Below are 24935 nucleotides of genomic sequence, written 5' to 3'. Positions count from 1 at the left end.
GCTAGAAGTCCTCCTCCACGGCAGCGGCGGCCACGATCTCGGCGAGGAACGGCTCGGGGTGTGCGGCCTCGCTGCCGTGCGGTGCTTGTGCGGCCTCGCTACGGTGCAGTGCCTGTGCGGCCTCGCTGTCCTGCGGTGCCGCCGCGACGCCGAGTCGGTGCCGGGCCAGGGCTCGTACCGCTTCACGTGCCGCGCGCTCATCGGCGCCCGGTCCCGGGTCGAACCCCGGCAGCAGGACGCCGACTTCGATGCCCGGTGTCGTCGACGCCGGGATGTCCAGGTCAGCCCCGCCGACCCACACGTCCTCCTGCCTCGCCAGCCGCACGCGGTTCGGCGGGCTGCTGTCCACGTGGACCTCCGCCGCGAGGTGCACCCCGCCCATGGGGGCCGCGATGTCGGCGACGACCTCGACCTCGATCCGCCGCCCGGCGCCGAGCGCGTACGCGGTCCAGGACACGGCGTTCTCGGCTGCGTCGACGAAGCCGGGCGGATAGCGGCACCAGTCGTTGGTCCCCGAGCCCCGGGCGACCACGCGGCCGGTCGCGGTGCGAAGACTGCCTGCCGCGAGGGCGAACTCCTGCCGCCGCGCGGAGAGTTCGGCGAGGTCGAACGACGTGGCGGCCGGCCTGTGGTCCTGTTCCAGGGCAGACCGGAGGCGTCGTAGTGACTCCCCGTCCAGCCCGGCGTTGTCGGCCGCGTCGTCGATCAGCCGTAGGACACGGTCCAGTTGGCCGGGCGGGGCCGCCGACCGCTGCCAACGGATCAGCGGATCGAGCGCGGCCAGGTGCTCCTCCAGCAGTTCGGCATCCGCCAACTCGCCTGATTCATCGAAGAGTTGCTGGCATTCGTGGGTCAGTGCGGCCAACTCAAGCCCCAGTAGGTCCGGTTCGAGTGCGGGAATCCCGTCCAGGTACGACGTCGGCCACCAACGGGCCGCCCAGTGCCCGAAGGCGAGGCGGGCGGCGGCCTCGGCGAGGGCGGACGGCTGCTCGGGCAGCGCCGGCTCGGCGGCCGGATCCCCCGACGCGAAGGCGTAAACAGCGGCGGCTGTACGCTCGCCGTAGACCGCCCACAGCCACTGCTGGGCCTGCCCCACGTCGTGGATCTCCGCTGCAGGCAGACCTGTTGGGCCGAGCACGGGCCAGGTCAGGACGGCGCCCGCGACATCGAGAACGGCCCGGGTGAAGGCGGGCTCGGCGGAGGTTCCCGCGAGGCGTACAGTGCCGTCCTCGTCCCGCGTGATGGCGCAGCGCCGTTCAGGCATCATGCGCTCCTCGGCTCGGCGGCGGTCACGGGGGTCGCCGACAGCGTGCGCAATGCCGTACGGACTCGTGCGCGGTGATCCATCATCACCGAGCGGGCGACCCCGTCGAGCACGCCCCAGGCGGATGCCGCGTCGGGCAGTGCCGCGTCGCGGACGTCGCGTCCGTGCAGCCGCACCCAGAGGCGCCGCATGTACGCGGTCCACGGAGTGCGCAGGTCCTGGGCGAGGGCGTTCAGCACACCGCCGTCCGGGTCGGGGCGGGGGGAGACGGTCATCCTGCGAGCCCGGAGGACCGAAGCCTCCCGCCGCCAGCGGTTGTTGACGATGCGGTGTGCCGCCGTCGACCCCGCCACGGAGGTCCCGGTGCCCAACGGATCGAGGCCCACCGCGAGTCGGCCACCGAGCACGACGGTGACGCGCAGGCTCTCGTCGTACAGGCCGAGCGGGGCGCAGCTGCGGCCGGTTTCTCGCCGGACGAGCTCGGGCACGGTCGGCAGTTGCTCCCGGTGGGCCGATGCCTGGAGCACGGTGAAGAGCCGTTCGAAGAGCGTGCGGTCGAACGGCGCGGGGAGCGTGGCGGTCGAGGCGCTCCGGCCGATCTCGGGGCGCGGGGGGACACGGTGTGCGGTCAGTCCGAGGTGCGGAGGTACGTCGGCGCGGTCCCAGACATCGGCCGGGTGCGCCGCCCACAGGGCTCGCCCGACCAGGCTGCCGTGCTCGGCGCGGACCATGGCGGCGAAGGCCGGTACATCAGCCCCCGCCGCACCGCAGGTCTCGAGAACCTCGGCCGCCAGGCCCGTATCGACGGCGCCCGGTACCGCTTCGCGTCCGTCCCACGCCGCTGCCAGATCGGCGTCGAGCCGGGCGCGCCGGGCGGTGTCCGCCAGATGCTCCCTCAGCGCCTCCACGGACCGTCCGCCGGAAGCGTCCACGACGTCTTCGAGTACCGCCCTCGCCACCGCGTCCGCGCCGGGCCCCGGCGCCCCGTGCTCGGTCGCCAGCTCGAAGCACCGCTGGAAATACAGGTCCTGGGGGTTGCCCGCCACGATCCCGAGTGCCCGGCGGGTCTTCTTCAGGAGCGTGAACCACCGTGCCGTCGCCTCCAGAACCGCAGCGGACTCCCGTATCAGCGCATCGAGTTGCTCCGCCTCCCGCGCGTCGAGGAAGTCGGTGGCGAGCTCCGGGCGCAGCGCGGGCCGGACGATCAGCGGCAGCACGATCAGCTTGACCGTCCGGGTCAGTGGCCCGCCACCGGGCCCGCTCAGCGCCTGCGGACCCGGCCCGAGGCCGCGCCAAGCACGGTCGATGACCATGGCGCGCGGACGGCGCTCGCCGGTCGACGGCTGGCTCGGGGACGGCATGGCCCGAGCGTACGTCCTGGGGGAACTGGTGGTCGAACCTGGGATCGGTAGGCGCTGCCCGCCTCCTAACGTCCATTCCACCAGGCAGAACAGACCGGAAGGGCAGGCACAGCATGGGAATCTTCGGCAAGGGCAGGAGCCGCGAGGAGAAGGCCGCCAAGATCGTGGAGCAGATGGCCGAGGGCAAGGGTTTCTATGGCCGGATCACGCGCGCGACGCTCGGCGGCGAGGACTATGCCAAGCTCCAGCAGTCGATCGGCGCGTACAACTCCGGTGCAACCGTGCGGCAGTTGCTCGCCATGGGTGTACCGACGACCCCCGCCGTCGTCGTGGCGATCAGCGACACCGGCAAGTTGGTCAACCACGATCCCGTCGTCGACCTGGTCCTCCAGCTGACCGCGGTCACCGCCGACCCGATCACGCTCCAGACCATCGTCTCGAAACTGCGCATCCCCCGCGCCGGTGATCAGGTACTTCTGATCGCGGACCCCGCCAACCCCGGCGGTTACCTCTACGCGGGAGACGGAGTGACACCGTGACGACACCGCCGTACGAAGCGCCGGCGAGCGACACTGTCCTGCCCACCTTCGACGGCCGGGTGCTGGAGTTGTCCGGCTTCGGCGACGCGCACCGCCGCTCCTTCCTCCACGACGCGGAGCGCCTCGACGCTCTGCGCGCCTTCGCGGAGCAGTTGGCGCGCGGTGTGGCCGAGAGACGGCGGCTCTGACGTGACGGACGGGGGAATGGTCCCGCGCCGACACAGGTGTCGAAGGCCGGTCCCTGGGCGGCCGCCAGGATGTACCTCCTTCTCGTGACGCTTGGGCCGCGAGCGGCTGCCCAGCCGGAAGGCCGCCACGGTTCCAACTGTCCCTGGACACCTGCGAACACCTCATCGATCACGGGCGTGGCGCCATGTTTCAGTCCGCGCCGCCGGAGAGCAGTTCCAGGAGCGCGTTGGCTTTTCCCATAACCTCCAGGGCCGCGTCCCGGCGGGACAAGTGGTGCTCCAGCCATGCGAGCCTCTTGTGCAGCCCCTCCAGCTCGGCCTGCTCCGCCGCCTTCTTCGGCTGCACTACGGAGGTCCTCCGGTCGACCCGGCACCATGGGGCGGGCCCTCGAAGGATGCCTCCCGTTCCGTCGCGGGGTGGGGCGCACTACAGCGCGAGGACGAGCACCGGCTGCACCGGCACCCGCCGCCCTCACCATCCCGGCCCGTCGCGCTTCTGGGCAGCGGGCAGCTTCACGGCAGTGTCAACTCTCCTGAGGGGGCGTGCTGTTGTGCGTACGCAATGCGGACGCACAGCGGTGTGGCACATCGGCCTGTTCCCGTATGGCGGTGGCGTTCAGACGACCGTAACCTTGCCTTTGGTAGCTGTGGGTAGCCTTATGCGCGCTGTTCGTCGTGGTCGGAGGGAGTAATCCGGCCGTTGCTCTGCGGCAGTGCACAACCGTCCACTAGAGTTGCTGCGCACCATCCGGGTAGATCGGGGGATCGGGAGGAGCTGAGGTGGTGCATGGGGGGAAACCCTTGTGGCGCAGGAGCAGCAAGTGCGGCAACGAGAGCGAGTGCGTGGAGGTCGCGGTGGAGCGTGACTGGGTCCTTGCCCGCGATTCGAAAGCTCTTGCCTGGCCTGCTGTGACGTTTACCGCTGGTGTCTGGTCTGTGTTTCTGGACGCCGTGAGGGCAGGGGAGTTAGAGAACCGGTGACGTTCTTAACCAGCCAGCGGCAAGGGGGAGGGGAGCGGATGGACGCCGGGGCGTCGGCCGTTCAGCGTCTGGGCCGCAAGGCCTGCAGCCGGTCTGCGGTGGTGGGCGGAGCGATCAGCTTCACGCTTGTAGTCGGTCTTTTCGCCACGTTGGCAGCGGCAACTGCGTCGATGCTGGTTGACAGCGTTGTCATCAAACGGGTGGTCTGGGTTTCCGTGGCCATGATCGTGGCGGTTAGTGTCGGCCTGTGGCGCGCGGGTGTGGCTCCTACGGTGCCCCCACCGGATTCTGATCGCCTTCCGTACGGCTCTCAGGCGGGTTCGCCGCACTAGTCCGTGCCGCACGCCTGCGTATGACCGCCCGTCTGACCCACCAGGCCACCGCACTCGACAGACCAGCACCGACGACGGTCAAGGCGCTGGTGCCGACCGGCGGCCAGGGCAGCTTGAGACGGGCGGCCTTGTCTATGACGAACAGCGCGGCCACCACCAGCACGGCCAGGGCGACCAGGCCTGCCGCTATGAGGCGGGTCACCAACTTCAGCTTCATCTCGCCGCGGGCGGTCTCCAGCCGGCGTGTGTTTTCGGCGCGGGCTCGCTCTATCTCGATCAGGTTCTTCACCTGGGCGGGATCCTGAATGGCCTGTGCTTTGAGGACCTCGTCGGTCATGTCGCCCGTCTGACCCGTGTCAGCGGGCATGTTCGTCTGCATCCACTCCAGCAGGCGCTGAAATACCGGCCTGGAGACCACGCTTCGGCCCTCCCCTGCCCTCGTCGCCTCGGCTGTTAACCGACGCCGAGATCCTGCTGGACGCGGCTGATCAGGTCGGCCGATTGTGACTCGTCGAGCGCCTTGTCGGTGATCGTGCGGAAACACTCCTGGTAACGGGCCAGCAGACGCAGGTCCTCGCCGCCGGTCATGCTGCCGGCCGCGTGCTCCAGATAGAGAAGATCGTCATCATCGGGGAAGCCGAGGAGGACGAAGCTGCCCAGGGTGCTGTAGTGGGCTCCCGCCTCGAAGGGCAGCACCCGGATGGAGACCTGGGGGCGGCGTGCCAGCTCCAGGAGGTGGCCCAGCTGCTGCCCGAGCACCTCCTTGCCTCCGATCTGGCGTCGTACGGCTGCCTCGTCCAGCACGAACTCGCAGGCAGGCCTGCCCGAGTCGTCGAACATCCGCTGCTTGCGTTCCATCCTCAGGTCCACCACCCGGCGGCACCTGTCCTCCTCCAGGTCGCGGGGAGCCAGAAGGGCTTCCGCGTAGGCGCGGGTCTGTAGGTGCCCCGGCACCACGATGGGGTGATACGTGTGCAGAGAATCCGCCGCGCCCTCATACCCCAGGTACTGGGCGAACTGCGGGGTGACCACCTCGTGGAAGCCGGACCACCAGCTTGGCCCCTTGCTGCCCCGCGCGGCCTGCTCCAGTTCCTCGACCTGCCCGGGGTCGGTCACGTCGTACAGCGCCAGCAACGCCCGGAGATCACTCACCGACACGCCGACCGTGCCGTTCTCGACCCGGATCAACTTCGACTGGGACCACTCGACCCGCTCGGCCGCCTCCCGCTGGCTCAGACCCGCCTGCTCACGCGCCCGGCGCAGCGTGAGGCGCAGCTTGCGTCGGTTCAGGCTGGGGTCAATCTGATGTGTCATCGCCGCTCCTCCTCCGCGCACGTACCCCGAACCTCATCGGCCATGCACAGAAAGTTCCTAGCTCATTGCCATGCTCATTATGCTCCGAGCATTCTGCATAGAGCCAAAACGGTGGATGAGTGGAGCGTCACACTCAGAGAGGGGGCACCCGCCTGACCTGCACGACAGGACCGTCTGTCTCACTCAACGTCACAGCGTGCGCCTTTGCTCCCGAAGGGCCCCTCTTTTTCGCACCGTTGACGCGCACGGGAGCGCGAAAGGGCGCGGGGACCAGTGGTACGCGGCAAGACGCCTCGCTTCCTGCGAGGATCTGCAGGTGCATGGCCTGCCCGGCGCTCAGGGAGCGTCATTGAACTGTTTGTCGTCCGGTCAAAACTCCCATCTCAGCTCTCGCTCATCGATGACGACTCCTTCGTAGCAGTCCAGGAGACCGCCGGTCTCGATCGCCGTAGCCGTCATGTCTAGTAGCTGGGGAAGAGAGGTCCACATCGGGTGGGTTTTGAAGTGCCAGTCAACCTCGTGGTCAGCAGCTCCGATCCGTCCACGCTGGCGGGTCGAACGCTGATCGATCACCAGCTGGTCGCCGGCGCCGAGTGCGGCGAACGGGATCCATTGCCGGTGCCACCATGGCCCGTACTCGCGCTCGGGATCGCCCGTCCATTCGGCGTCCGGCGGTTCCGGGCCATTTGATGTCGGTCCGACTCGTCCAGGCGTCGACGATGTGCTGTGTGCTCAGCCTCATCCAAACCGGTGGTGGAAGGACGCCGCCCGCTGTGCCGTCATGGCGAAGGAGTGACACTGCTGGCGAGTGGGGGAAGATCACGTCGATCGCCTCTTCTGCCATCGTGATCGCCACGCACTCGGCGAGGGCGCCAGCTCGGCGAACGTGCGCGGCGCGTTGTTCGCGAGCCACGTCTCGATGCGGATCCAGGACTCAGGTAATGAGTAAGTCACGCGGCGGATCCCGCCAGTTGGTACTGACATGCTCGGCTCTCGCCGTGTCCTCGTGCTGGCTGCGCAGGTTCTTCGCCCAGTTGGGACCAGGCCTCTTCCGGGCCAGTCGCCTGCCCATAAGGGTGATGATGTCCAGTTCAGATGGGCTTCGCTGCGCTGGGGAAGGTTCCGTAGACCCGGGCGTTGCGACGGGCATTCATGATCGAACCGGTGTGTGTTCGACACCCCATCGACGTGGGGGGACAACGAATCACTTGGCGGGGCGGCAGACGGACTTTAGGTGATGTGGAGGAAGTTCGTCCTTCCGCTGGCCTGTGACCGCCGGGCTGTCCTGCTCGACTCCACCGCCCGCGCCATCTACACGGCGTGGGTCGGGGCCTACACCGACAACCTCGCCACCGTCTAGGTCACCGCCGAGGACGTGGGTTGCGTGCAAGTGGGGGGCGGGGCGTTTAGGAAATGAGTTTCGCCTCCGTGTGGCTCCCGGAACGGCACCAGAGCAGGTCGGTCAGGTCTTTCCGAACCCGGCTCTGCTGAGTGCCGCCCTCGCCATGGTGGGTCATCTCGGCCGCCTCGTCGAGTGCACGAAAACCGCAGACGGAACCCCAGTTCGCTTCCCGTTACGGCACACAGGTGAAGGTCGGGACCGGGCGTCTCGCGAGACTGATGCCGGTTGTCATACGGTCATGACGCTCAATTCCTGACCCACCATCAGCCCATGCCCTCCCCCTCATGGCGCCGGGACGGGTACCGGGGTTCGTCCGTTGCCGGCCCCGCCCACTCCGTTTGCCGCGCCGCCTCGTCCACCCAACCATCAGACCGGCCGGTCTGCCGGTTGGGCCCGGCCCGGATCCGGTCTCGGTCGGCCGCGTGCGCAGGTTCCGGTTCGCGACCGCGGTGGGGGTGTGGACCGCCGTCGGGCATCTGATCACGACCGCTCCGGTGCCTCACCTGCAGTTCAGGGCAGTACGCCTGCCATGGCCCCGACGTTTCCCGGTCGCCGTGTCACAGGCGCGGCCGGGACGGGTCCAACCAAGTGAACGGGGCTGCGGAGCGCGTAACCGCACGTCGACGGGGCAGCCGTCGGGAGTGGATCCGGAGGATCCGGTGAGAGGCGGATGAGGGCAGGGATGGGGATGAGCACACGGTTCGTGGGGGCGATCCCGGACACGGCGTCGGCGTTCGCGGGGTTCTCCGGCGACGACGGGGTCCGGGAGGTGCGGGTCGGCGGCACACGGCCGGCCACCGAGGCCCGCCCCGGCGAGTCCAGGGCTCGTACGGCGAAAGCCTCCGCGTCCGTCCGCGAGGGAAGGTCGGAGATGTTCCGCGGACGAACACAGTCCGTCATGGCTCGCGGTATCCCCGAGACCCCTGACACTCAACGGAACGGCACACCTCATGTCGGCTGAGCCGTATGCCGCGGTCGCCCGCCGGCTCCTGCGTCCCCGGCTCCCGGCGAACTGGTGGCCGGCCCTACGGCGTACTCCGGTGGCTCTGTGGAACGACGACATGTCCGACTACGCGGCGGCCCTGACGTACTACGCGATCCTCGCCGTGCTGCCCGCGATGCTGGCCGCCGTCCTGGCGTTCGGGATGATCAGCCCGGACACCGCCCAGGAATTCGTCACCCATGTCACGGCCTACGCGCCGGCCGAGGCCGGGGCCGATCTTCACGCGGTGCTGACCCACGCGCTGCGCACGGACGGCACGACCTGGCCCCTGCTCGCGGTCGGCGTGGCCAGCGCCCTGTGGTCGGCGTCCAGTTACCTGGCCGTCTTCCGCCGTGCCCTGCATCGCATGCACCGCGTCGAGGACCGGCGCTCCCCCTGGCGCAAGGCACCCCGCATCATCCTCACCGCGCTCGGCCTGCTCGGGCTGCTCCTGTTCGGCTCGCTGACTCTCCTGCTGACCGGCCCGCTCGCCGAGACCCTGGGCCGCGCCTTCGGCCTGGACCACACGGCGGCCTGGGCATGGAGCCTGCTGCGCTGGCCGGTGCTGCTGTGCTTGGTCGCCCTGCTCGTGGTGGTCGTCTTCCACACCGGACCGCCCTCCGCCCGCCGGGGTCGGCACAGCCTGCCCGGCGGAGCGCTGGCCGCCGGGCTGTGGCTGACGGTCTCCGCGGGGTTCTCCTCGTACGCCGCCACCATCGGTGCCTACAGCAGGCTCTACGGCTCACTCGCCGGCGTCGTCGTCTTCCTGATCTGGCTGTGGCTGTCCAACCTCGCCCTGCTGACCGGCGCGCAGTTCGCCGCGGAACTCGCGGGCCGGCGGAAGGGAAGTGCCGGAGAGGAACAGGTCTCCTCGCGGCCCTAGTGGTCAACTCTCGGCCTTAGTGGTCGACGCGCGACCTTAGTGGTCGAGGCGAAGGGTGCCTGACGGGAGTTTTCCCAGTTCAGGCACCCTTTCGTTTGACCCTAGAAGAAGCCCAGCTTCTTCGGCGAGTACGACACCAGCAGGTTCTTCGTCTGCTGGTAGTGCTCCAGCATCATCTTGTGGTTCTCGCGTCCGATGCCGGACTGCTTGTAGCCGCCGAACGCCGCGTGCGCGGGGTAGGCGTGGTAGCAGTTCGTCCAGACGCGGCCCGCCTGGATCGAACGGCCCGCGCGGTAGGCCGTGTTGATGTCCCGCGTCCACACACCGGCGCCGAGGCCGTACAGCGTGTCGTTGGCGAGCTTGATGGCGTCGTCGAAGTCGTCGAACGACGTCACGGAGACGACCGGGCCGAAGATCTCCTCCTGGAAGATCCGCATCCGGTTGTCGCCCTCGAAGATGGTCGGCTGGACGTAGTAGCCGCCCTTCAACTCGCCGTCGTGGTCGAGGCGTTCGCCACCGGTGAGGACGCGCGCGCCCTCCTGCTTGCCGATGTCCAGGTAGGAGAGGATCTTCTCCAGCTGGTCGTTGGAGGCCTGGGCGCCGATCATCGTGTCGGTGTCCAGCGGGTGGCCCGGCTTGATCAGCTCGGTGCGGGCGACGGCCGCCTCCATGAACTCGGCGTAGTGGCCGCGCTGGACGAGCGCCCGGGAGGGGCACGTGCAGACCTCGCCCTGGTTGAGCGCGAACATCGTGAAGCCCTCGAGCGCCTTGTCGCGGAAGTCGTCGTTGTGCGCCCACACGTCGTCGAAGAAGATGTTCGGCGACTTGCCCCCGAGCTCCAGCGTGACCGGCTTGATGTTCTCCGAGGCGTACTGCATGATCAGCCGCCCCGTCGTGGTCTCACCCGTGAACGCCACCTTCGCCACCCGCGCGCTCGACGCGAGCGGCTTGCCCGCCTCGACACCGAAGCCGTTCACGATGTTCACCACACCCGGCGGCAGCAGGTCGGCGACCAGGCTCATCCAGTAGTGGATGGACGCCGGGGTCTGCTCGGCGGGCTTGATGACGACCGCGTTGCCCGCGGCGAGGGCCGGCGCCAGCTTCCACGTGGCCATCAGGATCGGGAAGTTCCACGGGATGATCTGCGCGACCACACCCAGCGGCTCGTGGAAGTGGTACGCCACCGTGTCGTCGTCGAGCTCGCCGACCGAGCCCTCCTGCGCGCGGATCGCGCCCGCGAAGTACCGGAAGTGGTCGATGGCCAGCGGGATGTCGGCCGCCAGCGTCTCGCGCACCGGCTTGCCGTTCTCCCAGCTCTCGGCGACCGCCAGCGCTTCGAGATTGGCCTCCATCCGGTCGGCGATCTTCAGCAGGATGTCCGCGCGCGCCGTCACCGACGTACGGCCCCAGCCCGGCGCGGCCGCGTGCGCCGCGTCCAGGGCCCGCTCCACGTCCTCGGCCGTGCCGCGCGCGATCTCGGTGAAGGACTCCCCGTTCACCGGTGACGGGTTCTCGAAGTACTGCCCCCGCGCGGGCGGCACGTACTCGCCGCCGATGAAGTGGTCGTAACGCGCCTGGTAGGAGACGATCGCGCCCTCGGTTCCGGGCGCCGCGTAACGGGTCATGCTGGTCGGCCTCCTTCAGCACCGCCGCCCGCCGTTGGGCAGCGTTCCCCGGAACGCTAGGAGCGAGGACGTTGCAACTACGTTGCCTGCCATGCCGCACGCCGACGAGCTCCTGTGGCACCACGCCTGGCACCACGCCCGATCGGCACTCCCTCCGTACGGTGCCGCGCATGTCCTACGGTGCCCAGCGGACCCGGCGCGGCGCGGGTGACGTCCAGGCGGCCGGCGCCGCCAACTCGGACTCCAGCGCCGCGAGCCGGGCCCGGACCGCCGCCGTCGGCCGGACCACGGAGAGCGCCCGCCACACGTCGAGGTCGTCCTCGCCCCACGGCGAGTGCGCCCAGTCGGCCAGCAGGTCGGGATCACGGCGGGCGATCAACGCCGTACGCAGTCCGTCGGCGAGGCGGTGCCTGAGCCGCACCACCGCCGGGGCCTGGGACCCGGGCAACAAGGGCCCGGCGTACGCCGTCGCGGCGGCGGTGACCGCCCCCGTCTCCAGCCGCCGCTCGACGACGGCGACATCACTCTCCACGGGCACGGTGAGCCGGTACGGCCGCGAATCGAGCAGCCCCGGGCCCAGGATCCGGCGCAACCGGGCCAGTTCGGCGCGCAGTGTCACCGGCTCCACCGACTCGTCCTCGTACAGCGCGCACAGCAACTCGTCGCCGGTCAGCCCCTCCGGATGCCGGGCGAGCAGCACGAGGATCTCGCTGTGCCGGCGGCTGAGCCTGATCGCGTGCCCGCCCGTGACCAGGTGCGCCTCGTCACGGCCCAGCGCCGTCAGCTCCAGCGTGTCCGCCGCCGGCCACTCCGGGGCGAGCAGCGCCAACTGGCTCTCCGCGGCCCGCGCGACCGCCTGCACGAAGCCCAGACTGTGCGGATGCGCGAGCCCGTCCCCGCCGGTGATGTCCACGGCACCGAGCACCCGCCCGGTGCGCGGATCGTGCACCGGAGCAGCCGCGCACGTCCAGGGCTGCACCCGCCGGGCGAAGTGCTCGGCGGCGAAGACCTGCACCGGCCGGTCGACCGCCACCGCCGTCCCCGGTGCGTTCGTCCCCATCGCCGTCTCCGCCCAACGGGCACCCGGCACGAAGTTCATCAGCCCGGCCTCGCGCCGGGTCGACGCGTGCCCCTCGACCCACAACAGCCTGCCCTGCGCGTCGCACACGGCGAGCAGATGCTCGCCGTCGGCCGCGAACGTTCCCATGAGCTCGCGGAACAGCGGCATCACCCGCGCCAGCGGATGCTCGGCCCGGTAGGCGCCGAGGTCACCGTCCGTGAGATCCACACTCGCCGTGCCGTCGGGCCCCACCCCGGCCCGCCTGGAACGCCGCCACGACTCGGCCACCACCGAACGCACCGGCCGGGGCACCGTGCCCCTCTCGGTGAACGTCTCGTGCGCGCGACGCAGCATCCGCGCGTGCTCGGCCGGGTCGGCCCCCGGTTCGAGGGCCACCCACGGATCGGTCAACTGGGCCTCCTCGAAGGGCGATGCGGATGGGGACATCGTCACTCCGGGTACGCGCGCGGACAACCTTTTCGACCGGGCTCACCGCAACGATGCGCGTCGGCCCGCCGTCAGGCGAAGTTGACCAGCCTCATGTACCGCGTCCAGTCCCAGTTGGGCCCGGGATCGGTGTGGTCCGTCCCCGGCACTTCGTAGTGCCCGAGGATGTGCGCCCGGTCCTTGGCGATGCCGTACTTCGCGCAGATCGCCGCCGTGAGCTTTGCGGACTGCTCGTACAGCGCGTCGGTGAACCAGGCCGGTTGATCAACCCACCCTTCGTGTTCGATGCCGATGCTGCGCGTGTTGTAGCTCCAGTTCCCCGCGTGCCAGGCGACGTTGGACTCCCGGACGCACTGCGCCACATGACCGTCGGCGGAGCGCACCAGGTAGTGCGCGGACACCTTCTTCTGCGGGTTCTTGAAGATGGCGAGCGTGTCCGTGTACGTCTCCTGCGTGACGTGGATGATCACGCGGTCGACCGAATAGGTCGTCGGGCGGTTCGACGCCGTGTAGTTGGAGGTGCTCGCCGCCTGCCATTCGGCGCCCGGGTAGTCGACGGCCATGGCCTGCGCTCCGGCCCGCGTGTCGGGGAGCAACGCGTACGGGACGGCGGCGAGTGCGGTGCCCTTGAGGAACCGTCGCCTGGTGGTGCTCGGTCTCGCTTGCTCCATCGAGCCGTGCCTTTCGGTCGTGGGGGGGGTGATGGGCCGCTCAGCCCAGCAGCGCGGCCGCGGTCTCCCGCAACTGCGCGTGCACTCCGCGGTGAGTCTCGCGCGCCGGCAGCCACTGCTTGCGGAGCTTGGCCACGCACGTGTAGTTCGTGTCGCACACGTTGGCCAACGGCGACTCCACGGCCTGGGTCGCGAACTGGTACGCGTCCAGCTCGCTGAACCCGTAGTCGCGCACCAGCCACTGCACCAGGTCGAGCTGCGATATCCGGAACGCGTCCTCCAACGGACGGGCCGAGCCCGTCGAGATGATGTGCGTGTCCGACTCGATGCGCGGCCACGGCGTGGCGATCCCCTTGAGCAGCTCGACGATGGCGACGGTGTTCATCGCACACTCGACGGCGACGCCGCAGGTCTCGCCCTCGCCCTGGCGGGCATGCCCGTCACCCAGGCTGAGCAGGGCGCCCTCCACGTTCACCCCGAGGTAGCAGGTCACACCCGCCCGCATCTCCGGTGTGTCCATGTTCCCGCCGTGCGCGTCGGGCACCAGGGCCGAGCGCACCTCCAGATTCGCGGGAGCCACGCCGACCGTGCCGTGCATGGGGTCCATCGGCAGCTCGGCCTCGAAGTCGCTGTCGTGCGCCCGGAACAGCGCCGTGCGCCGCGTCCGGTCCAACTGCCAGATCCAGACGGTCTCCGGCAACGGAGGCTGGAGCGTGGCCGTGGTGTGCGTGGAGGTCAGCGCGCCGAACAGCGGGACCGTGGTCGACGCCGCCCAGTCCCGGGCCGGCTCGATCGACACGAAGTGCACGGCGACCGTGTCGCCCGGCTCCGCGCCCTCGATGTGGAAAGGTCCGGTCTGCGGGTTGAGGAACGGGAACTCGCACACCTCGGACACCAGGTCCTTCTCGGACCGCACCCGCCCCGCGAAGCAGTCCTCGGTGTACAGGTCGAGAACCGTGCCGGGCGCGATCCGGGCGACGGGCGGCGCGCCGCCGAACGTCCAGGCGTACTCGCCCGGTTCGGGCCGTACGGTCAGGATCCGGGGGTCGTTCATCGCTGTGCTGCTCCGTTCTGCGGAAGGCCGCTCGGGGCGGGGCGTCGAGGTGGACACGGGCGGTCTCGGACATGTGCTCGGGAGCGGGACGGGTGGGCCCCACGTGAATCACGGTACGGCGCCCGTCGGTTGGGCAGAAGGGCACAGCGTGCTTCGGTGGACGACACCCCGGCTGTGGACAACTCGCTCACCCGCAGGAGTGAACAGCGTTGAATTTAGCGGGGATTGGGGCCGTGATCAGCCCCGTCCCGCCACCGCCGCCGGATCGTCGAGGACCGCCCGAACCACCGAGTGCGCGGCGCCCAGCAGCGGCCCCTGGGACCCCAGCCGCGACACCGACACCGGACAGGCGGGCCCCGCGGTGCGCCGGTCCAACTCGGCCTCCAGCGACGGCAGCAGCCAGGGCGCGAGCCCCGCAAGCGCGCCGCCGAGGACCACGCTTTGGGGGTCCAGCAGATTGACCGCCCCGGTCAGCGCGATGCCGAGCGCGGTGCCCGCGTCGCGCAGCGCCCGCCTTACGTCCTCGTCACCCTCGGCAGCCCGGTGCGCGAGCAGTCCGACCCGGTCCTCGCCCGGTTCCAGGCCCGCCGCGCGCAGCACCGCCTCCTCACCGGCGTACTGCTCCAGACAACCTCGCCCGCCGCACGCGCACCCCGGTCCGTCCGGCCACACCGGCACATGGCCCAACTCGCCCGCGAAGCCGCGCGTTCCGCGCAGCAGCCCGCCGGCCACGACGACCGCCGCGCCGATGCCGATCTCCGCCGACACGTGCAGGAAGTCCAGCGGAGTGTCCCGGCCGAGCCAGAGTTCGGCGAGCGCGCCGAAGTTGGCCTCGTTGTCGACGGTCAGCGGGAAGTCCGTGGGCAGCAGCGTGCCCAGGTCGGTGTCGTGCCAGTCGAGGTTCGGGGCTCGCACGACCGTGCGGGCGTCGCGCGCCACCAGGCCGGGGACGGCCACCGCGAGGCCCGCGGGCCACAGTCCCTCGCGTTCCGCCTCGGTGACGACCCGGCGTACCAGTTCGGTGAGTTCCTCGATCACGGGGCCGGGGGAGCGGCCGCGGTTGGCGCCGTGCCGCACGGCCCTCGCGCGCACCTGCCCGCGCAGATCGACCGCGCACACCGCGAGGTGGTCGACCCCGACCTCGGCGCCGATCCCGGCAGGACCGTGCCCGCTGACGGCGAGCGCGGAGCCGGGTCTGCCCACCCGTCCGGGCCGCTCGGGGCCCAGCTCCTCGAGCAGGCCCGAACGGATGAGCTCGTCGACGAGGGTCGACACGGCCGCCCGGGTCAGACCGATGCGCGAGGCCACGGCGGCCCGCGAGAGCGGTCCCTCGGCGCTGACGGCGTGCATGACCCGGGCGAGATTGCGGCGGCGCATGCCCTGCTGTGTGTCGGCCAGGGCCCGCGCGGTGCCGACCGGACGGGCCTCGTGCGACGGCCGCCCCGGGCCGTCGGGGTGGGCCTCGTGCAGCGGTGCGGTCATACCTGGGTCAGTCCTCGGTCGCCGTCCGTCGGGGAGTTCAGTCGGTCCCACGTTCGAGCAGCGGGGCCGCGTCGGAGAGTACCCCGGCGATCCTGGCCAGTGTCGCCTCGTCCCGCTCCACGGCGTCGAGCACCGGGCCCGCGGCGGTGTTCCAGCGCCGGGCGACCGCGGCCGGGTCCTCGCCGGTCAGGACGCCCGCCGCCTGCGCGGCGGCGCCGAGCGCCACCAACTCCTTTGCCTCGGGCACTTGGACGGCACGGCCCGAAAGCCGACGCACGGTCTGCTGCCAGGCAGCACCGCGGGCACCGCCGCCGATCAGCAGCAGCGGGGCCGAGCGGTCGGCGTCCTCGTCGAGGACCAGGTCCAGCGCTCCGAGCAGGGAGTGCACCGCGCCGTCGTAGGCGGCCTGCAGCACCTGGCCCCCGGTCGTGTCGTGACGCAGCCCGTGCAACAGGCCCGAGGCGTTCGGCAGGTTGGGGGTGCGTTCGCCGTCCAGGTAGGGCAGGAGCGTGACCCCGGTGACCGGCTCGACGGCCTCGCGGTCCAGGCCCAGCAGGGCGGCCACGCGGTCGACGGCGAGCGTGCAGTTCAGCGTGCAGGCCAGCGGCAGCCAGTCCCCGTGGGCGTCGGCGAAACCCGCCACCGTGCCCGTCGGGTCGGCGGGCCGCCGCCTGGAGACGGCGTACACCGTGCCCGACGTGCCCAGGCTCAGCACCGGCGTGCCGGGACGCAGCCCGAGGCCGAGCGCGGCGGCGGCGTTGTCACCGGTGCCCGGTGCCACCAACGTGCCCTTCGAGAACGGCAGTTCATGGCTGTCCCGCACGGTCCCCGCCACCTCGCCGGGCCGCACCACGCGCGGCAGCAGCGCGGGATCGAGGCCCACGTGCGCGAGGGTCTCCTGGTCGTACGACTCCGTCCCGGCCGCCCACCAGCCCGTACCGGAGGCGTCACCGCGGTCGGTCGCGCCCTGCCCCGTGAGGCGCTCGGTGAGGTAGTCGTGGGGCAGGCGCACCGCCTTCGTGGCACGGACCGCCGCCGGCTCGTGCTCGGCCAGCCAGGCCCACTTCGTGACCGTGAAGGACGCGCCCGGCACACTCCCGGTCCGCTCCGCCCACGCCTTCGGGCCGCCCAGCTCCTCGATCAGCCGGCGGGCCTGCGGCGCAGAACGCACGTCGTTCCACAGCAGGGCCGGGCGCACCGGCTCACCCCGCTCGTCCAGCGTCACCAGACCGTGCTGCTGACCGCCGATCGACACCGCCGCCGCCTCGTGCGCCGCGTCACCGCACTGGCGCAGCGCCTCGCACAGCGCGTCCCACCACTGACGGGGGTCGCTCTCGCGGCCCGCCCCGGAGGAGACGGTGTGCGGCGCCTGGCCGCTCGCGACGATCCGGCCGGTGGCCGCGTCGACGACGAGCGCCTTGGTGGACTGGGTGGACGTGTCCACGCCGACGACGAGCGGACCCTCGGCTGCTGACATCGGGCTCTCCCTTTTTCCGCGGCTCTGCGGGCTCTGACCTGCTGTTTCGAGGGTGCCAGGGCCTGGGCGACCCGGACCGCACCCCTTCGGGGACATCTTGTCCCTTCCCAGGGATGCGTCCGCATACTAATTTGTAAACCGCCATGACGAAATAGTCGCAAGCAAGCAGTCACCGGCAATCACTGAGCAGTCGCAAGCAATCAAGGAGCCGCGGCATGAGCTACCAGCCCACCCCCGACGACAGGTTCACCTTCGGGCTGTGGACCGTCGGCTGGCAGGGAAGGGACCCGTTCGGCGACGCCACCCGGCGGGCCCTCGACCCCGTCGAATCGGTGCAGCGCCTGGCCGAGCTGGGCGCCCACGGCGTCACCTTCCACGACGACGACCTCATTCCCTTCGGGTCCTCGGACAGCGAGCGCGAGTCGCACATCAAGCGCTTCCGCCAGGCCCTCGACGCCACCGGCATGAAGGTGCCGATGGCCACCACCAACCTCTTCACCCACCCGGTCTTCAAGGACGGCGCGTTCACCGCCAACGACCGCGACGTGCGCCGTTACGCGCTGCGCAAGACCATCCGCAACGTCGACCTGGCGGTCGAGCTCGGCGCGCAGACGTACGTCGCCTGGGGCGGCCGCGAGGGCGCCGAGTCCGGCGCCGCCAAGGACGTACGCGTGGCCCTCGACCGCATGAAGGAGGCCTTCGACCTCCTCGGCGAGTACGTGGTCTCCCAGGGTTACGACCTGAAGTTCGCGATCGAGCCCAAGCCGAACGAGCCGCGCGGTGACATCCTGCTGCCGACGGTCGGCCACGCCCTGGCCTTCATCGAGCGCCTGGAGCGCCCGGAGATGTACGGGGTCAACCCCGAGGTCGGCCACGAGCAGATGGCCGGGCTGAACTTCCCGCACGGCATCGCGCAGGCCCTGTGGGCGGGCAAGCTCTTCCACATCGACCTCAACGGCCAGTCCGGCATCAAGTACGACCAGGACCTGCGCTTCGGCGCCGGCGACCTGCGCGCCGCCTTCTGGCTGGTCGACCTCCTGGAGACCGCCGGTTACGCCGGTCCCCGCCACTTCGACTTCAAGCCGCCGCGGACCGAGGACCTCGACGGCGTGTGGGCCTCGGCGGCGGGCTGCATGCGCAACTACCTCATCCTCAAGGACCGCGCCGCCGCTTTCCGCGCCGACCCGGAAGTCCAGGAGGCTCTGAAGGCCTCGCGTCTGGACGAGCTGGCACAGCCGACCGCCGCGGACGGGCTGCAGGCGCTGCTCGCGGACCGTGGCGCCTTCGAGGAGTTCGACGTCGAGGCGACCGCCGCGCGCGGGATGGCGTTCGAGCACCTCGACCAGCTGGCCATGGACCACCTGCTGGGGGCTCGCGGCTGACGCCGTCGGCACGCGCACGCGTGTGTGGCTGACCCCGCTCGTACACGCACGCACGCGTGTGGGCTTGAGGCGACGCACACACGCGTGCGTGCGCGTTTGCCGCGGAATCGTGCGGTCCACGGCATGGGCCCGTATCAACTTCCGCGTGGGGGTCGCCTCATGTCCGTTCCGAGGCGACTCTGGTCGGTATGGCCATGCCGCCCGTACCGCCTCAGCCGCCCGGACCGCCGGGTGGACCGCCGCCTTCGGGCGGTGGCTTCGGACCGCCCTCGGACGACTTCGGCCCCGGCTACGGGGCTTATGGGAACGGAGGAGGTTACGAGCCGCCGACCCAGGTGAGTTGGCAGCCGCCGCAGGAGCCGCCCAGAAGGCGACGGAACCCGCTCGTCCTCCTCCTGGTCGGGATCGTCGCGGTCGGGGCCGTCGTCGCCGTCGTCCTGTGGATGGCCTCCGGCAGCGACGACTCGTCCGACAAGAAGTCACCCGCCGAGAGCAGCGCGAGCTCCAGCAGCTCGCCCTCGCCGTCCTTCAGCATCCCGACAGCCCTGCCGAGCGAGTTGCCCAGCGGGCTGCCTTCGGAGCTGCCCAGTGGCTTTCCGAGCGACCTTCCGAGCGGGATCGAATCGCTGATCCCGTCCCTGGGGGACATCGACCTGCCGTGACGACGGCTCAGATCCCGTGCGGCAACTGCACGTAGGTGACCCTCGTCTCGATCCCGCTGTCGACCAGCCGACCCTGTGAGTCGAAGGCCTCCGCGCCGTCCGTCATACCGAAGTCGTTGTCATTGATGAGGGCGATCGTGTCGCAGTCCACGCGCGCGACGCCCTCGATCTTCTGGGGCACGCCCGCGACCGTGCCCAGGTCGACGACCAGCTTCTTGGCGAGCACCGGGACTCCGGCGGCGGCCGGGTCGTCGAGCTCTTCCAAAGAAGGCGACGTCGAGTCGTCGTCGTAGGCGCCGCCCAGGATGTTCGCGCTCCGCCCGAGCTTGACCACCTGCAGTCGCGCGGCCTTGTCGGTGCGCTCCTCGACCAGCAGACGGTCGCCGTCCAGGGCGACGACGGAGGAGATCTTGAGCTCGGAGGTGTCGTCCTCGCTCGGGTCCACGACGTTCACCGGGTCGAAGCGGTACGCGTATTCGGCGGTGACCGCCTTCTTCTTGGGCGAGAAGCGCAGCAGGCGGGTGTTGAGCGACCCCTTCGCGGTGTCGTCGTCCGGCACCGACAGCGGGCTCTGCAGGGCGATCACCAGGTCGCCGCCGGGCAGTTGGGCGAGTCCTTCGAAGCCGCGGTTGATCTGCCGGTGCAGGTAGACGGCCGGCAGGGCCTCCACCACCGGGTAGTCGGCGCCGGTGAGGTGCAGCCCCTTGGGGACGTAACGCGTGAGCACCTTCCCGCGCGCGGAGACGTGGACGATCGAGGGTCCGTACTCGTCGACGAGCCAGAAGGTCCCGTCCGCGGCACGGACGATGCCCTCGGTGTCGAGTCCGTTCGGGTTGTACGACAGCGGGGTCTGGGCGTCGTAGGAGTACGGCGCCTCGTCGCGCCCCTCCTGGTTCGACAGCCCGGTGACGGCCCTGCCGGAGGACGTGGTGATCGGCAGCGCGTCGAGCACCTTCACGGAGCTGCCGGACACGCGGATCCTCACGATCGCCGGATCGAAGCCGGGCACCGGGAACGTACGGCGCTTCTTGCCGGACACCTTGATCTGCCCGTTCGGCCCGCGGTCCGTGACCGTCCAGAACTCGCTCTTGCGGCCCGCCGGGTAGATGTCGCTGCCGATGCCTCCGAGGTCGATGCCCCTGTCGTTGGCCACCGTGCCGGGCAGCAGGGAGTTGCTGAACGGTCCGAGCGGGATGTCGCCGAGCGTGGCCGTGTCGATGACGTGCGCGGTCCGCGCCGGGGTGCCGGCGGCCGGACCCGCAGCCACGAGGGCCGCGATCACGGCGAGCGGAACACCTGCCGCGACGGAACGTCTGAGGCGGTGCGGGCCGGTGGCGTGCGGGGACATCGGGCCTCCTGAGTGACAACTTCGTGGACAGCGGCCAGATTTCGGCCCTGTGGCGAACGCGCCGCTACCAAGAGGTGAACTGGGGGCGTCGGCTGCCCAAGCACACGGGCTGCCTGTATCGCCGCGGAGGGTGCCGACGGGCACGCCTCCGTGGTGAGGGTGGCGCCGCCGACGCGATCTGCGGCGCCCGTCTCAGGAGCCGGCCGCCTCCCCGGGCGTCGGCTCCAACGCGGCCAGAGCGGTCGCCGGATCCCTGGACGTGCCCGAGACGGGCACCCAGCGCCCCTGTTGCCTGCGATACGGCCACCAGCGGCCGTCCCGCCCCAGACGAAGTTGATTCGGCGAGCCGACGACCGTCCATCGGTTGCCCCGCATCCGAAGCGCCGGACGTTCGTCCTCGTCCCAGGCCGACTCAAGAGCCGCACGCGCGCGTGTGAGCGTTTCGCCGGAGACGGACCACTCCTCCTCCAGTACGGTCAGCGACGCGACACCACCCAGGCGCCAGGCCTCTGCGGCCATCACCAATTCCCCCTGTCCGCGCCCCGATCCGACGGCGAGCCGGTCCACAACCGCCTCGTCCCGGGCGTCCACGGCCAACCGGGCGGCATCCTGAGCAACCGTCAACTCCGGCTCGACGCCTCGCTGTTCCGATCCGGTGCGGAGAGCCTCGGCGAGCAGCCGACGTGCCTCCACCGCCGTCCGGGCGATCAGGTGGCGCAGCGCGGCCGGATCGATGCCCGGCCCGGGCGGCACCTCGGTGTCCAGCGAGGGCGGCACGCCGGGCGACGCGGGCAGCTCGGGAGGGGCGGGCAGGGGCGGCAGGATGTCGCCGGCTGCGTAGGCCTCGACGGCGTCCACTCCCGCCGCCCCGGCAGGAGCCTCGGCAGGGCCGGCGCTGCGGGCCTGGAGGTCTTCCAGCAGGGCGCGTTCGGCCCGTCCGCGTATCAGCAGCAGGACGAAGGGGTCCTCGTCCAACAGCCGCGCCAACTGGTAGCAGAGGGCTGCCGTGTGCCCGCAGTGGTCCCAGGCGCCGCAGTCGCACTCCGGTTCCAACTCGCCCATGCCCGGCAGCAGTTCGACGCCGGCGGCCGAGGCGTCCTCGACCAGGTGCGGCGGCATCTCCCGGTCGAGGAGCGCCGCCACGTGCCCGGCCCGCTCGACGGTCATCTCCAGCAGGCGGTCCCACTGTTCCCCGGAGAGCTCCGCCAACAGGACGTCGGCCCGGTGAGCCGTGCCGTCCCGGCCCTGTACCACGGCCGTGATCCGCCCCGGACGCACGGACACGGCACCCACCGCTCCCGCGCGCGCGAGCCTGCGGCCCGTCCTGAGTTGCTGCGAGTCCAGCGCGGTGTCCTCCAGCGCCTTCAGCCACGCCTGGCCCCACCAGGTCCGTGCGAAGCCGCGCCCCTGCGCGGGCGGCAGCGCGGCGAACGTCCGCTCCGTGTCACCGTCGTGGGCATCACCGTCGTACGTGCTCATCGCCCGCTCCCTCGCAGTTCGACCAGAGCGGCCAGCTCCGTGTCCGTCAGTTCGGTGAGCGCCGCCTCGCCGGAGCCCAGCACGGCGTCGGCCAGTTCTCTCTTGCGGTCCAGCATCTCGGCGATGCGGTCCTCGATGGTTCCCTCCGCGGTCAGGCGGTGCACCTGCACGGGTCTGGTCTGGCCGATGCGGTACGCGCGATCCGTCGCCTGCGCCTCGACGGCGGGGTTCCACCAGCGGTCGTAGTGCACGACGTGCTCGGCCCGGGTGAGGTTCAGCCCGGTGCCCGCGGCCTTCAACGACAGCAGGAAGACCGGCACTTCACCGTCCTGGAAGCGCCGTACCATCGACTCTCGCTCGGTGACGGGCGTCCCGCCGTGCAGGAACTGGGTGCCGACGCCACGGCCCGCCAGATGCCGCTCCAGGAGACGTGCCATGCGCACGTACTGGGTGAACACGAGAACCGACGCCCCCTCGGAGAGGATGGTGTCGAGCAACTCGTCGAGCAGCTCCAGCTTTCCGGAGCGCCCGACGATCTTCGGCCGCTCCTCCTTGAGGAATTGCGCCGGGTGGTTGCAGATCTGCTTCAGCCCGGTCAGCAGCTTCACCACCAGGCCGCGCCGGACCATGCTGTCGGCGGCCGCGATCTCCGCGAGCGTCTCGCGCACCACCGCCTCGTACAGACCGGCCTGTTCCGTGGTCAGCGACACGGCACGGTCGGTCTCGGTCTTCGGCGGCAGTTCGGGGGCGATCCCGGGATCCGACTTGCGGCGCCGCAGCAGGAACGGCTGGACGAGGCGCGCGAGCCGCTCGCCGGCCGCCGGATCGTGGCCGCCCTCGACCGCCTGCGCGTACCGGGCGCGGAAGGTCCCGAGTCGGCCCAGCAGCCCCGGTGTCGTCCAGTCGAGGATCGCCCACAGCTCCGACAGGTTGTTCTCGACGGGGGTGCCGGTGAGCGCCACGCGTGCGTGTGCGCCGATGGAACGCAGCTGCCGTGCGGTCGACGAGTACGGGTTCTTCACGTGCTGTGCCTCGTCCGCCACGACCATGCCCCACGGCACCTCGGCGAGCCGGGCCGTGTCCAGACGCATCGTCCCGTACGTGGTGAGCACGAACTCCCCGTCGGCCAGCGCCTCCAGGCTGCGCCGGGCCCCGTGGAAGCGACGCACGGGTGTGCCCGGCGCGAATCTCTCGATCTCGCGCTGCCAGTTGCCCAGCAGGGACGTCGGGCACACCACGAGCGTGGGGCCGGCCGACGGCTCTTCCGTCTGCCGGTGCAGATGGAGCGCGATCAGGGTGATCGTCTTGCCGAGCCCCATGTCGTCCGCCAGACAGCAGCCGAGCCCCAGGGACGTCATGCGGGCCAGCCAGCTCAGCCCCCGCCGCTGGTAGTCGCGCAGCGTGGCCGCGAGCGCGGCGGGCTGCGCCACGGGCTCCTGCGCCTCGGGATCCGCGAGCCGCTCCCGCAGGGCTGCCAGCCACCCCGTGGGCTGTACGTCGACCAACTCGCCGTCCGCCTCCGCGGAGCCCGTCAGCGCGGCGCCCAGCGCCTCCACGGGCGTGATCTTGCGCTCCTGCCGACTGTGGGCGCGACGGACCTCACGCGGGTCCACGAGCACCCACTGATCGCGCAGCCGCACGACGGGACGGTTGGCCTCGGCGAGTCGGTCCAGCTCCTCACGCGTGAGGAGCTGATCGCCCAGCGCGAACGACCAGTCGAAGGCGAGCAGCGCGTCGGCGGACAGGAACGACGGCGTGTCCGAGGCCGGCCGCCCGGTCCTCGGCGCGTCGTCCGGCGGACCGATCACGGCACGGGTGGTCAGCTCGCGGGCCAACTCTCTCGGCCAGTGCACGTCGACACCGGCCGCGGCGAGGGCTTGAGCGCCCGCTCCGAGGAGCTCGGTGACCTCCTCGTCGGCGAGCTCGACCGCGTCCGGCACACTCGCCGACAGCAGCGGTGCGAGCGGCGGCCAGGCCCGCGCCGCACGACGGAGCGCGAGCAGGGCGTCCATACGCGCGCGTGGACCGAAGACACCGGACCCGCCCCACACCTCGGTGGCGTCGGCCACGAGACCCGGGTCGGTCACGCCGTGCACCTGGGGAACGGCCCGGAAGGACAGCGTCCCCTCGTCCAGGGCAGGGTCCGCGAGGCCGTGCACCTCGATCCGCAGCGAGATCCGTACGCCGGCGTCATGGCCGGCGGAGACATCGGCGGCCCAGGCGCGCTGTTCGGGCATGTGCCGCGGCTCGCGCGCCGCGTAGGCGGGCCCGCCCGTCACGAGCGGGGCGGCGGGGGAGCGGGGCAGCGTGTCGGCCACCGCGTCGAGGAAGGCACGCAGCAGCGCTTCCGGTTCGGGCAGCCGTGGCGGCACCGTGCCGTCGACCGGAACGGCGTGGGCCTGGACCGGTGGGGCTTGGGCCGCAACCGGAACGGCGTGGGCTTCAGGCGGCATCGTGGCGGCCAGCCGACGGACGCGGTCGACGTCCTCCGTCGACAGCGGGCCCACCCGCCACGCGTCGTGGTCCCTGGGGGAGAGGCCGGGCAGCAGCAACCCCCGTGCCACGAACTGCAGGGCCAGCACGGAGGCCGCGCCCCAGAACACGCTTCCTCGGTGTCCGTTCGCGTCGGCACGCGCACGCGTGAGCACCGGCAGCGCGGCCCGCACGGGCAGGACGACGGCGGGCACGCTCACCGGCCCGACACCGTCGTCGCCCGGCACCACGACCGTCAGTTCCTCGGCGGACCCGGCCGTGACGAGGGGCGGAGCGCTGCCGTCGGGCCGCCAGAAGGCGACGCTGCCGGTACGGGCCGGATCACCCGGGACGAAGACGGCGCAGCAGCGGGCCAGTTCGGAGATCTCGGACGGTGTTGCCGCAGGGACGCTCTGCACAGCGATACCGCACTCCTCAAATTTGACTACCAGGCGCTGAGGTCGCCGAGGGTACAGCATGGGAACGATCCACCGGAGCGGCCGACCCGTGACCTGGCCGAGTCCGGGATT

At 71.0% G+C, this 24935-nt stretch carries 22 protein-coding genes; 8 read left to right on the top strand and 14 right to left on the bottom strand.

The features are described from left to right. Nucleotide 1 precedes the first annotated feature (1 nt). Both ACIQI8_RS36585 and ACIQI8_RS36580 read right to left on the bottom strand, forming a co-directional pair. On the bottom strand, nucleotides 2-1264 hold the full coding sequence (locus ACIQI8_RS36585; RefSeq protein WP_402360556.1) for a hypothetical protein: 1263 nt from the start codon (nucleotides 1262-1264) through the stop codon (nucleotides 2-4). Next, entirely contained in the window at nucleotides 1264-2625 is a 1362-nt protein-coding gene (locus tag ACIQI8_RS36580; protein ID WP_402360553.1) for a hypothetical protein, read from the bottom strand. Before ACIQI8_RS36580 ends, ACIQI8_RS36585 begins: the two co-directional genes overlap by 1 nt. A gap of 113 nt (nucleotides 2626-2738) precedes the next feature. Between ACIQI8_RS36580 and ACIQI8_RS36575 the strand changes: the two genes are divergently transcribed. Together ACIQI8_RS36575 and ACIQI8_RS36570 are read left to right on the top strand one after the other, a co-directional pair. Then, a complete protein-coding gene (locus tag ACIQI8_RS36575; protein ID WP_402360550.1) occupies nucleotides 2739-3164 on the top strand; it encodes a hypothetical protein in 426 nt (141 codons plus the stop codon). Next, a complete protein-coding gene (locus tag ACIQI8_RS36570) occupies nucleotides 3161-3352 on the top strand; it encodes a hypothetical protein (protein ID WP_402360547.1) in 192 nt (63 codons plus the stop codon). The genes ACIQI8_RS36575 and ACIQI8_RS36570 overlap by 4 nt, the downstream gene beginning before the upstream one ends. 190 nt (nucleotides 3353-3542) lie before the next feature. Here ACIQI8_RS36570 and ACIQI8_RS36565 read toward each other — a convergent pair whose 3' ends face one another. Further along, nucleotides 3543-3698, bottom strand: a complete 156-nt coding sequence (locus ACIQI8_RS36565; RefSeq protein WP_402360544.1) for a hypothetical protein — start codon at nucleotides 3696-3698, stop codon at nucleotides 3543-3545. 434 nt (nucleotides 3699-4132) lie between these two features. Here ACIQI8_RS36565 and ACIQI8_RS36560 point away from each other — a divergent pair, with 434 nt between their 5' ends. Further along, complete coding sequence (locus tag ACIQI8_RS36560; protein ID WP_402360541.1) at nucleotides 4133-4333, top strand: DUF397 domain-containing protein; 201 nt, start codon at nucleotides 4133-4135, stop codon at nucleotides 4331-4333. Between the two features lie 267 nt (nucleotides 4334-4600). Here the strand turns inward: ACIQI8_RS36560 and ACIQI8_RS36555 are convergent, their stop codons facing one another. Together ACIQI8_RS36555 and ACIQI8_RS36550 are read right to left on the bottom strand one after the other, a co-directional pair. Next, on the bottom strand, nucleotides 4601-5083 hold the full coding sequence (locus tag ACIQI8_RS36555; RefSeq protein WP_402360538.1) for a hypothetical protein: 483 nt from the start codon (nucleotides 5081-5083) through the stop codon (nucleotides 4601-4603). Nucleotides 5084-5118: 35 nt separating this feature from the next. After that, nucleotides 5119-5979, bottom strand: coding sequence for a helix-turn-helix domain-containing protein (locus tag ACIQI8_RS36550; protein ID WP_402360534.1), 861 nt, complete (start codon nucleotides 5977-5979; stop codon nucleotides 5119-5121). Between the two features lie 1237 nt (nucleotides 5980-7216). Between ACIQI8_RS36550 and ACIQI8_RS36545 the strand changes: the two genes are divergently transcribed. From ACIQI8_RS36545 to ACIQI8_RS36535, 3 genes are all read left to right on the top strand, one after another. Then, nucleotides 7217-7339, top strand: coding sequence for a hypothetical protein (locus ACIQI8_RS36545; protein WP_402360531.1), 123 nt, complete (start codon nucleotides 7217-7219; stop codon nucleotides 7337-7339). Between the two features lie 730 nt (nucleotides 7340-8069). After that, the gene (locus tag ACIQI8_RS36540; protein WP_402360528.1) at nucleotides 8070-8342 is read left to right on the top strand and encodes a hypothetical protein; all 273 of its coding nucleotides are present in this window, start codon (nucleotides 8070-8072) and stop codon (nucleotides 8340-8342) included. Continuing rightward, entirely contained in the window at nucleotides 8332-9246 is a 915-nt protein-coding gene (locus ACIQI8_RS36535; RefSeq protein ID WP_402360525.1) for a YihY/virulence factor BrkB family protein, read from the top strand. Before ACIQI8_RS36540 ends, ACIQI8_RS36535 begins: the two co-directional genes overlap by 11 nt. Before the next feature lie 101 nt (nucleotides 9247-9347). Here the strand turns inward: ACIQI8_RS36535 and adh are convergent, their stop codons facing one another. From adh to xylB, 6 genes are all read right to left on the bottom strand, one after another. After that, nucleotides 9348-10871: an aldehyde dehydrogenase gene (gene adh, locus ACIQI8_RS36530; RefSeq protein ID WP_402360522.1), complete on the bottom strand. Its 1524-nt coding sequence runs from the start codon at nucleotides 10869-10871 to the stop codon at nucleotides 9348-9350. 175 nt (nucleotides 10872-11046) lie between these two features. Beyond that, nucleotides 11047-12378, bottom strand: a complete 1332-nt coding sequence (locus ACIQI8_RS36525) for a GAF domain-containing protein (RefSeq protein ID WP_402360519.1) — start codon at nucleotides 12376-12378, stop codon at nucleotides 11047-11049. Nucleotides 12379-12449: 71 nt separating this feature from the next. Continuing rightward, nucleotides 12450-13049, bottom strand: coding sequence for an N-acetylmuramoyl-L-alanine amidase (locus ACIQI8_RS36520; protein ID WP_402360515.1), 600 nt, complete (start codon nucleotides 13047-13049; stop codon nucleotides 12450-12452). Between the two features lie 40 nt (nucleotides 13050-13089). Then, on the bottom strand, nucleotides 13090-14103 hold the full coding sequence (locus ACIQI8_RS36515) for an acetamidase/formamidase family protein (protein WP_402360512.1): 1014 nt from the start codon (nucleotides 14101-14103) through the stop codon (nucleotides 13090-13092). 237 nt (nucleotides 14104-14340) lie between these two features. Beyond that, nucleotides 14341-15585 (bottom strand): ROK family protein, encoded by a 1245-nt coding sequence (locus ACIQI8_RS36510; protein ID WP_402360509.1) that lies wholly within the window; start codon nucleotides 15583-15585, stop codon nucleotides 14341-14343. Between the two features lie 37 nt (nucleotides 15586-15622). Further along, nucleotides 15623-17062 carry a xylulokinase gene (gene xylB / locus ACIQI8_RS36505; RefSeq protein ID WP_402360506.1) on the bottom strand — a complete coding sequence of 480 codons (1440 nt, stop codon included), beginning with the start codon at nucleotides 17060-17062 and terminating at the stop codon, nucleotides 15623-15625. A gap of 215 nt (nucleotides 17063-17277) precedes the next feature. Between xylB and xylA the strand changes: the two genes are divergently transcribed. Both xylA and ACIQI8_RS36495 read left to right on the top strand, forming a co-directional pair. Beyond that, nucleotides 17278-18444 carry a xylose isomerase gene (gene xylA / locus ACIQI8_RS36500; RefSeq protein ID WP_402360503.1) on the top strand — a complete coding sequence of 389 codons (1167 nt, stop codon included), beginning with the start codon at nucleotides 17278-17280 and terminating at the stop codon, nucleotides 18442-18444. A gap of 188 nt (nucleotides 18445-18632) precedes the next feature. After that, nucleotides 18633-19106: a hypothetical protein gene (locus tag ACIQI8_RS36495; RefSeq protein WP_402360500.1), complete on the top strand. Its 474-nt coding sequence runs from the start codon at nucleotides 18633-18635 to the stop codon at nucleotides 19104-19106. Between the two features lie 7 nt (nucleotides 19107-19113). Here ACIQI8_RS36495 and ACIQI8_RS36490 read toward each other — a convergent pair whose 3' ends face one another. The 3 genes from ACIQI8_RS36490 to ACIQI8_RS36480 all read right to left on the bottom strand — a co-directional run bounded on the left by ACIQI8_RS36490 (nucleotide 19114) and on the right by ACIQI8_RS36480 (nucleotide 24884). After that, complete coding sequence (locus ACIQI8_RS36490; RefSeq protein WP_402360497.1) at nucleotides 19114-20454, bottom strand: esterase-like activity of phytase family protein; 1341 nt, start codon at nucleotides 20452-20454, stop codon at nucleotides 19114-19116. A 192-nt stretch (nucleotides 20455-20646) separates the two neighbouring features. Continuing rightward, a complete protein-coding gene (locus ACIQI8_RS36485; RefSeq protein ID WP_402360494.1) occupies nucleotides 20647-21933 on the bottom strand; it encodes an SWF or SNF family helicase in 1287 nt (428 codons plus the stop codon). Beyond that, complete coding sequence (locus ACIQI8_RS36480; protein WP_402360491.1) at nucleotides 21930-24884, bottom strand: SNF2-related protein; 2955 nt, start codon at nucleotides 24882-24884, stop codon at nucleotides 21930-21932. Before ACIQI8_RS36480 ends, ACIQI8_RS36485 begins: the two co-directional genes overlap by 4 nt. Nucleotides 24885-24935: the final 51 nt, after the last annotated feature.

The organism is Streptomyces sp. NPDC092369 (genome assembly GCF_044755245.1).
Lineage (GTDB): Bacteria > Actinomycetota > Actinomycetes > Streptomycetales > Streptomycetaceae > Streptomyces.
The sequence above is the reverse complement of the archived record's forward strand: the minus strand, read 5'-3'. Positions and strand labels throughout refer to the sequence as shown.